General features: G+C 66.7%; 1 protein-coding gene. It reads left to right on the forward strand.

Features of this window, described 5'->3' with window-relative positions:
• The coding region (gene tssK / locus FQ668_RS28155) for a type VI secretion system baseplate subunit TssK (protein WP_178097269.1) at positions 1-240 on the forward strand (240 nt) is incomplete at both ends.

The following is a 240-nucleotide window of genomic DNA, read 5'->3' on the forward strand; positions in this document are numbered from 1 at the left end:
CCATCGGCGTGGTGCGCATCAAGGAAAAACGCGCCGACCGTGCATTGGTGCTCGACGACGCCTACATCCCGCCGCTGCTGGATGTGATCGCCTCCAAACCGCTGGCGGCGTTCCGCAGTGAACTGCTGGGCCTGCTGCATCAACGCGGCGAAGCCCTGGCCGGGCGGGTGGTGGCGTCCGGCGCCGGTGGCGCCTCGGAAATTGCCGATTTCATGCTGTTGCAACTGGTCAACCGCGCCC

The organism is Pseudomonas sp. Kh14 (assembly GCF_900291005.1).
In the GTDB taxonomy this organism is placed as follows: domain Bacteria; phylum Pseudomonadota; class Gammaproteobacteria; order Pseudomonadales; family Pseudomonadaceae; genus Aquipseudomonas; species Aquipseudomonas alloputida.